This window comes from Acinetobacter sp. CIP 101934 (assembly GCF_000369585.1).
GTDB lineage: Bacteria > Pseudomonadota > Gammaproteobacteria > Pseudomonadales > Moraxellaceae > Acinetobacter > Acinetobacter schindleri.
Genome location: NZ_KB850094.1, coordinates 2,445,492 through 2,452,908, shown reverse-complemented (window position 1 = coordinate 2,452,908; position 7,417 = coordinate 2,445,492). Strand labels below are relative to the sequence as shown.

Below are 7,417 nucleotides of genomic sequence, written 5' to 3'. Positions count from 1 at the left end.
GCAGCGGTAGTTCAGTTGGTTAGAATACCGGCCTGTCACGCCGGGGGTCGCGGGTTCGAGTCCCGTCCGCTGCGCCATTTTTCATTTCCTGATGTGAAGAATGTGTTATCAAAGTCTAAGACTACGCGCTTCGCTTGTCTTGCATCATAAAAAATAACGATGTTATTTTTTACTCTTCAGGGCGCTTAGCTCAGTTGGTAGAGCGTCTGCCTTACAAGCAGAATGTCGGCGGTTCGATCCCGTCAGCGCCCACCATATTCTCTCTTGCTTAAAATCTAAATTTTCCATAGAATCCTAAGTCTATAATAATTTATAAAATTTCATGGCTATGAGAAATCCATATCAGCGCAAGGCCGCGGCTAAAACTCAAAATACTCCTTACGATCCTCTACAAGTTTATAAACAGTTCATTGAAACAATTGTGGCACAAGGCTGCATTTACGCCTTATACCAAGATGGCTGGGCACTCTGTGCAACGCCAACAGGGCAAAAGGCTTTTGCAACCTGGCAGAGTAAAGGCTTGGCAAAACTGCTCATCAAAGATAACTGGGAAAAATACGAAATTCAGGAAATCAGCTTCAAAGACTTTATTGAAAAAGTGATTCCTTTCCTGCGTGAAGAACATACCGCTTTATCTCTAGATCTGACGCCTGAAGGGCAAAATATTCTGGTTGCACCAGAAAAAATGCTGCTGGATATCAAGAATTATCTGTATCAGATTTATGTACAGAAGCCGGAGATCTTTAAAAACGGTCATATTCCATTGCCACGCCAAATCCGATTGCATTGATTTTTATCTTTTAAATAAATCTTTTTTAATATTCATTCAGCAACCAGCCGCTAAGAAAAGCAAAATACTCGCGTAGCCACGAGTTATAGCGAATATATAGTGGTGTTTCTGCGCTAATACTGATGACCTGTGTATAGCCCTGATGTCTGGCTATGGCACGAGCACGAATGCTATGAAAGTCACTGGTGACAATGGTAATTGGATCATTCAAAGTAATCTGATGACGGTTTAAAATCTTTTTGGAGTTGATCAGATTGAGTTGGGTGCTGGTACTTTGATCTTCCATTGCAACTGGATTACGAACAGCAGGATATGACTGTTTAAGGTAAGTCTGCATCACTTCAGCTTCAGTATATTTCTCCTGAAAACTCAAGCCACCCGTCATAATGATCAATGCTTCTGGATGCAATTGTACATAGTCAGCTGCAGTGTCGAGACGTTTTTGCAAGGTTGGCGAGGGTCGGTTGTTTTCTATACCACTACCTAAAACCAGGATTGCCTTGGTTGGCAATTGGGTATTATCACTATTGATATTGCTTTGAATATAGCCAAAGAAGATCAGAACACTGGCAACCCAGGTAAAAAGTCCAATCCACATCCATTTCCATACACTGGAACGAAACCTGGAGTGCTGGTGCCATTGCTGGAAATAGGAAAAGAACAGGGCGTAAATAATCAGTAACACGCCAATCAATAGTGGTAGCAAGATTCCCAGATGAATCTTGTTCTGTAAGAGTAACCAGAGACTGTCTGCACTCAGTAAAATCCCTACAATACTACTGATCAGGCATTTATAAAAATCTGACATGAATAATCCTGTAATTTTCATATTTTATTGTAGGTATTTCAGTTTTATAGGCAAGAAAAAACCGGGCAACATGGCCCGGTTTTTCTATCATTCACTGATTAATACACATCACGGCGATAACGACCGTCCTGACGTAATTGATCAACAGTTGATTCACCTAGAATATCAATCAGTGCCTGATCGACATCACTGGCCATGCCATCAATGCTACCGCAGACATAAATCACAGCACCATTGTTCATCCAGGTTTTCAGCTCATCCGCCTGTTCACGGAGCTTGTGATGTACATAAACTTTTTCAGCCTGATCACGTGAGAATGCCAGATCCAGACGTTTTAGTGTACCTACAGTCAACCAGGCTTCCAGGGTTTCCTGATAGAAGAAATCGTGTGCACGCTGACGTTCACCGAAGATCAGCCAGTTTTCATTATAGTCCTGACGGTTACGAGTATGCAGTAAACTCATCAGGCCAGCGATCCCGGTACCATTACCAATACAGATAATTGGGCGGTTATCATCCACCAGATGGAAGGAATCATTGCTGCGAATACGCAAGGCAATAGGTGCATTGAGTGCGGCATATTGTGTTAACCAGCCTGAACCTAGACCAAGTTCACCGGATGCATCCTGTTGCTGACGAACTACGAGACGCAAGATCTGTTGGCTTGGAATACTGGCAATAGAATATTCACGTGTTGGTAACACGGGTAACTGATTCAGTAATTCTTCTGAAGAAATAAATGGGAAAATTGGCTGAGTCAGATCACGATTCCAAAGGATGTCTTCTATACGTTGCTGCATAGAGGCAACCACAGTACCTGCAGGAATTTGGTGTGCTGCCAGGAATTGCGCAATGCGTTCAGCACTGTTCCCTGGCTGGATTTCTGCAATATCACCCGCTTGCCATTGTGCTTCATGTTCAGGTTTAAATTCCAGGTTAAAGGCTGGAGCTCCCAGACTGCCTGGATTCAACACCTCACGTTTTACAAGGGTCCAATGGTCAAAGGTTTTATCAATGTCCATGGCCTGAAGTTCTAGCTGAGTTGACTGAGCGAGTGCGGCATTCCATTGCTGGATATGCTCGTTACTGGCATTGTCGACTTCAATAGTGGTAAATAATTGCTGAGCACCATTATTTTTCAGCCATTGATCAATACGGTGACCAAAACTACAGAAAGTATCCGGATATTCTTTAGAACCCAGCGCCAGTACAGCATAATGAAGATGACTCAGGTCAGCCTGACCGGACATAATTTTCTTCTCAAATGACGAAGCCAGGTCTGGTGCTTCACCGGTACCATAAGTACTTGCAATAAAGAGCACCTGTTCAACCTGTTGCAGATCAGCCAGCGTCAGCTGTTGTACGGATTTTACCGTTGCTGGTTGATGCGCTTGTTGTAAGGCTGTTGCGGTACGCCATGCCAGCTGTTCAGAAACACCGGTTTGTGTGGCATAAGCAATCAGCCAAGGCTTGGCATTTGGATCAATATCGACGGCTGTAGCGCCTTGACGTGCGGCAAGGGTTAATTTCTTCTGTTTACGACGCTTCAGATACAGCATCCAGCCGGTCACAAAGAAAAGTGGCATGAGCAGTGACGCGACCATGGCAAAGAACTGATAAATCGGACCAAAGAAGCTGCCACGGTGCACCGGTAGCATACTGCTCATGATCTTTTCATTCAGCTTTTTGTCTTCATACATTTCTACCAATGTAAAAGCTGCATCCTGATAGTTATAAGTAGCATTATTACGGGCACGCTCATGCTGAACTTCAACATCGGTAAAGCTGAGTTTTAATTCACCATCGGCTTTTTTAGGAATATTAAAAGTAACTGTTGAATATTTGTCATTGAATTCATTCTGGAAACCTGCCCAGCTCTTGTTCAATGCAGTAAGTAAAACGGTATCATCAACACCTTTCTCACGACCTTCACCGCGATTTTCGCGCTGACCTTCGCTTTGTGGACCGCGTTCGCCTGCACCTTCACCACGAGAACCACGTTGACCTTCACCACGTGATTCGCCAGCACTACGACCTTGTTCTTCACCACCACGGCCGCCTTGACCTTGCTGCATTTCAGGTTGTGGACGTTCTACACCCAGCACCTTGAACATACCATTGCGCCACCAGTCATAAGACCAGTACAGTCCGGTACACGCCAGGATCAGGTAAAAAATCACGACCCAGGTTCCAACAACCGCGTGCAGATCCCAGATAAAGTTACGACCTTTCAGTTGCGGCTTCACAGCTAGCCACTGCTTCACTGAATGGCGTTTTGGCCAGCGTAGGTAAAGACCCGACAAGACAAAGAAAATTAGCATCAGGGCACAGGCACCTGTGATCTGCTTGCCAACAGGACCCATGGTTAAATAACGGTGTAGCTGCTGTATGAACTGGAAGAACTCGCGGCCTTTGATTTCAGGCAGTACTTCAGCCGTATATGGGTTGACCATCATGTTGTAGCCACGACGAGCACCTTCTTTGGCAATATTAACCGTACTGGATCCTGTTGGACTGGCATCCAGGCTCACGCTGTTGATCTGCATTTCAGGATTTTGCTGCTTAAAATGCTGATACAGCTCAGCCGGGCTGAGTTTCGGCCCTGATTGTGCCTGTACGGTATAACTGTCCGTATTGATCCATTTCAGGATCTGTTGTTCATAGGAATATATCGCCCCGGTAACGCCCATAATTGACAGGACCAGACCGGCAGTAATTCCAAGAAACCAGTGGATCTGGAAAAAGGTTTTTTTAAACATGGTCGTTGGATGAAAATACGAATATTAGAAAATGGTCTGATTATAAAGGAATATCGCAATAGAATGATGGATTTTGCGGATAATATTTATTCTCATTATCGTTTACAGTTATGAATACAAAAAAACCTCCGTACCCAGGTAGGAGGTTTTTTAATGAAAGTTCGTATCAGATTTCTTTCGGTTCGCCTACTTCTTCACGTAAATGCTTGCGAATGGTTTCGAATGAGAAATTTTTGCTATCCAGGCGTTTTGGCAGGATATAAGCACCTTGCTGACCTTTAACTTTGAAATTAACCAGCATGAATTCAGGTGTATTGTACCATTCATAGATGTCTTTCCAGCCAATCGCACCTACACCTTCTTGTAGACCCATTTTCTGACGCATCACGATCCCGTGAGGTTGTACACCCAGACGAATACCTTTAATTTCCTGAACTGGAAATTCGTTCATCTTGCGCTTTACATACCATTCCAGACCAAAAGTACGGATCAGGTAGTACAGCACCACACACACCAGTGCCACCCAGCAAAAAATCGTAGAATAGTTCTTGAGCATGATAATGCCCAGAATAGAAAGTGCCACAACTGCACCCATGATCAGCCAGGCTTTCATGCCAATTTTATTGGTACTGCGCCAGATCATTAGCTGAGCATGACGTTGTTCCTGTTCTGTCACTTCATAGTTCACAGGCTGTAGGGTATAGGCGTATAAATTTTTCGCGGTCATAGTGAAATTTACAAATTTAAAACTGCAAAAAGTTTAGCATTATTTGTACCAATTCAGTGAGTATATTGTTCCAAAATCAGTCAAATTATAATGAGGCTAATTCGGTTGCCTGCTCATCACGTTCATGGCTTAAACTTTGCTTTAACTGGCTGAGTTGATTCAAGATACTGAACATTAAGGACAGTTGCTGCAAAATGATTAGGGATTTCTGGTCTTCATCCTGCTGGTGTGACAGGCGTTGACGAATATTGTGGATCATATTCTGTGCATTGAGACCGGGCACTTCATCGGCCAGCAATGCCCCACGAATGTCTTCAAGCGCCTGATCTAGCAGGCTTAAAATTTCCTGATCCTCGATTTTCTCACGATGTGCACCCAGCGCAGCAATATAGCTGATCAGGGTATGATTCAGACAAAGAAATTCGAAAGCCTGGCTCTTTTGCAAAGGATCAAAATCGGGCTCAGTCGCCAAGGTCGAAATCAGGGAAGCAACTTCAGCATCGGTATTATGTGCAGCGCGACGTACGATCCGGTAACGCAGACCATTGTTACGCCCAGTTTTATACTGTTCAATCACTTCGCTAAGATAATCGACCTCAGCATTTAAAGAACGTTTGATTGAACGCGGCAGACGGCGGAATTTCCAGTCAGGGAAGATAAAGCTCACCCCGAACCAGGCAATCGCACAGCCAATGAGGGTATCAATCATCCGTGGCAATGCTGCGGAAAAGCCCACACCATCCAGGTTAAAGTTAATCAAAGCCAGAATGGTGATGAAGGCTGTAGCTTGCGCATACTGCTTGCTGCGTAATTCAAAGAACAGCACGCCACTCAGGATCAGAAGCAGTAATTGACCTTCGATTGAGGGGACAAAATACAGAACGGCAAAGCCCAGGCTAATCCCAATTAGTGTGCCGATTATCCGCAGACGTAGGCGGCGCTTGGTGGCGTTAAAGTTAGGCTGACTCACGAACAGGGCAGTCAGCAGAATCCAGTATCCATATTCGATATTGGTCAGCTGTACAAAGATATAAGAAATCAGCAGTACAATCGACAAACGCACCGCATGACGAAACAGTACGGATTCCGGGGTCAGATGCTGTTTGATCCGGATCCGGATATCTTCCCAGCCTTTTAAGTCGTCATCTTTGAGCTGGTTTTCAATATGTTTGGCACGCTCGAACTTAATATTGCGTTCGGTTTCCAGGTTACGTAACTGGGCATCAATCGATTTTAAGTTCTGATACAGAGAAAACAGTGCATTGATCCAGACTTCATCATATTGCTGTTCCTGACGTAACTTATCCAGCGAATAGCGCAGGTTCTTAAAGGCATGTTTAAACCGCGAATTATGCTGGTATGTTTTGCGCTGAAGGATACTTTCGCTCAGGTCCTTACAGGCTTTGCCCTGAATCGACAAAATGCGCTGAAAGCGGAACAGAATATCGCTATGCTCAAAAATCTTTGCTAGTTTTTGATAATCAATATGCGCTGAGTCCGCCCGCTCATGAATGTCTTGGGCAATAAAATAATATTGCAGGCTGCGACGGGTGTCTTTCTGTCCTCGATCTCCCTTGAGTCGGGTCAGTAAAGCAGCTTTCATATCATTAAAAATCGCAATTAATTTGCCATTTTCAAGTGAAAGTTCAATCATGCTTTGCTGATAACTACTCGATGTCATATCAACATCAAATAGATTCGATTTGGCATAAAGAAAGTTACCGAGCGACGAATAGCACTTGGCCAAATTGTCTTGTGCCAGACGGGCAGGGAACAGCAGGAAACTAATTGTAGATAACAGGCCATACCACATGGCACCGATAACCAGCAGGCCTGCCTGGGTGTACCAGTTATCAAACAGTTCTACCCCGAGCATGGAATAGACCGAGATCACCAGACAGCCATAGGAAATCGTAGCATAACGCCGTCCCAGCGAGCCGAGCAGAATTAAGCCAATACAGGACACGATGAGTGCCAAGGCGAACAGGATCGGGTACGGAAATAACAGATAAACGGCAGAGGCTGTAATAAAGAAGCCAATATAAGTATAGAGGAGATTCAGAATCCGGACCGAGAAGCGGTCGTCAATATCGCTTAAACCTGCTGCCACCACACCCAAGGTCAGTGGAATGGTCATTAACTGCTGACCCATCAGATAAGGCACAAAGGCAGTTCCTGCAAAGGCAATGATCATCCGCAGATTATACATAAAGGTCGTATTGCCGGTGGTTTGCTTGAAACGAGTGAGCCAGGATTTCAAGATTCGTCCTTCTATACCACTGTCTTTAGATAAAGACTTAATAAATGTGTGAAAATTTAGCAATAAAAATAAG

5 protein-coding genes and 2 tRNA genes are annotated in these 7,417 nt (G+C 44.3%); 3 read left to right on the top strand and 4 right to left on the bottom strand.

Going from position 1 to position 7,417, the window contains the following annotated elements:
* The 3 genes from F899_RS12030 to F899_RS12020 all read left to right on the top strand — a co-directional run bounded on the left by F899_RS12030 (window position 1) and on the right by F899_RS12020 (window position 790).
* Window positions 1-77 (top strand) — tRNA-Asp (locus F899_RS12030).
* A gap of 102 nt (window positions 78-179) precedes the next feature.
* A tRNA-Val gene (locus tag F899_RS12025) sits at window positions 180-255 on the top strand.
* A gap of 73 nt (window positions 256-328) precedes the next feature.
* The gene (locus tag F899_RS12020; RefSeq protein WP_034434278.1) at window positions 329-790 is read left to right on the top strand and encodes a DUF2750 domain-containing protein; all 462 of its coding nucleotides are present in this window, start codon (window positions 329-331) and stop codon (window positions 788-790) included.
* A 25-nt stretch (window positions 791-815) separates the two neighbouring features.
* On the opposite strand, the gene F899_RS12015 is transcribed toward F899_RS12020, so the two are convergent.
* The 4 genes from F899_RS12015 to yccS all read right to left on the bottom strand — a co-directional run bounded on the left by F899_RS12015 (window position 816) and on the right by yccS (window position 7,344).
* Window positions 816-1,598, bottom strand: a complete 783-nt coding sequence (locus F899_RS12015) for a YdcF family protein (RefSeq protein ID WP_005223011.1) — start codon at window positions 1,596-1,598, stop codon at window positions 816-818.
* A gap of 98 nt (window positions 1,599-1,696) precedes the next feature.
* On the bottom strand, window positions 1,697-4,357 hold the full coding sequence (locus tag F899_RS12010) for a PepSY domain-containing protein (RefSeq protein WP_005223010.1): 2,661 nt from the start codon (window positions 4,355-4,357) through the stop codon (window positions 1,697-1,699).
* 166 nt (window positions 4,358-4,523) lie between these two features.
* Entirely contained in the window at window positions 4,524-5,084 is a 561-nt protein-coding gene (locus F899_RS12005) for a YcxB family protein (protein ID WP_004814787.1), read from the bottom strand.
* A gap of 85 nt (window positions 5,085-5,169) precedes the next feature.
* Window positions 5,170-7,344: a YccS family putative transporter gene (yccS, locus tag F899_RS12000; protein ID WP_005223007.1), complete on the bottom strand. Its 2,175-nt coding sequence runs from the start codon at window positions 7,342-7,344 to the stop codon at window positions 5,170-5,172.
* Between the last annotated feature and the right edge of the window lie 73 nt (window positions 7,345-7,417).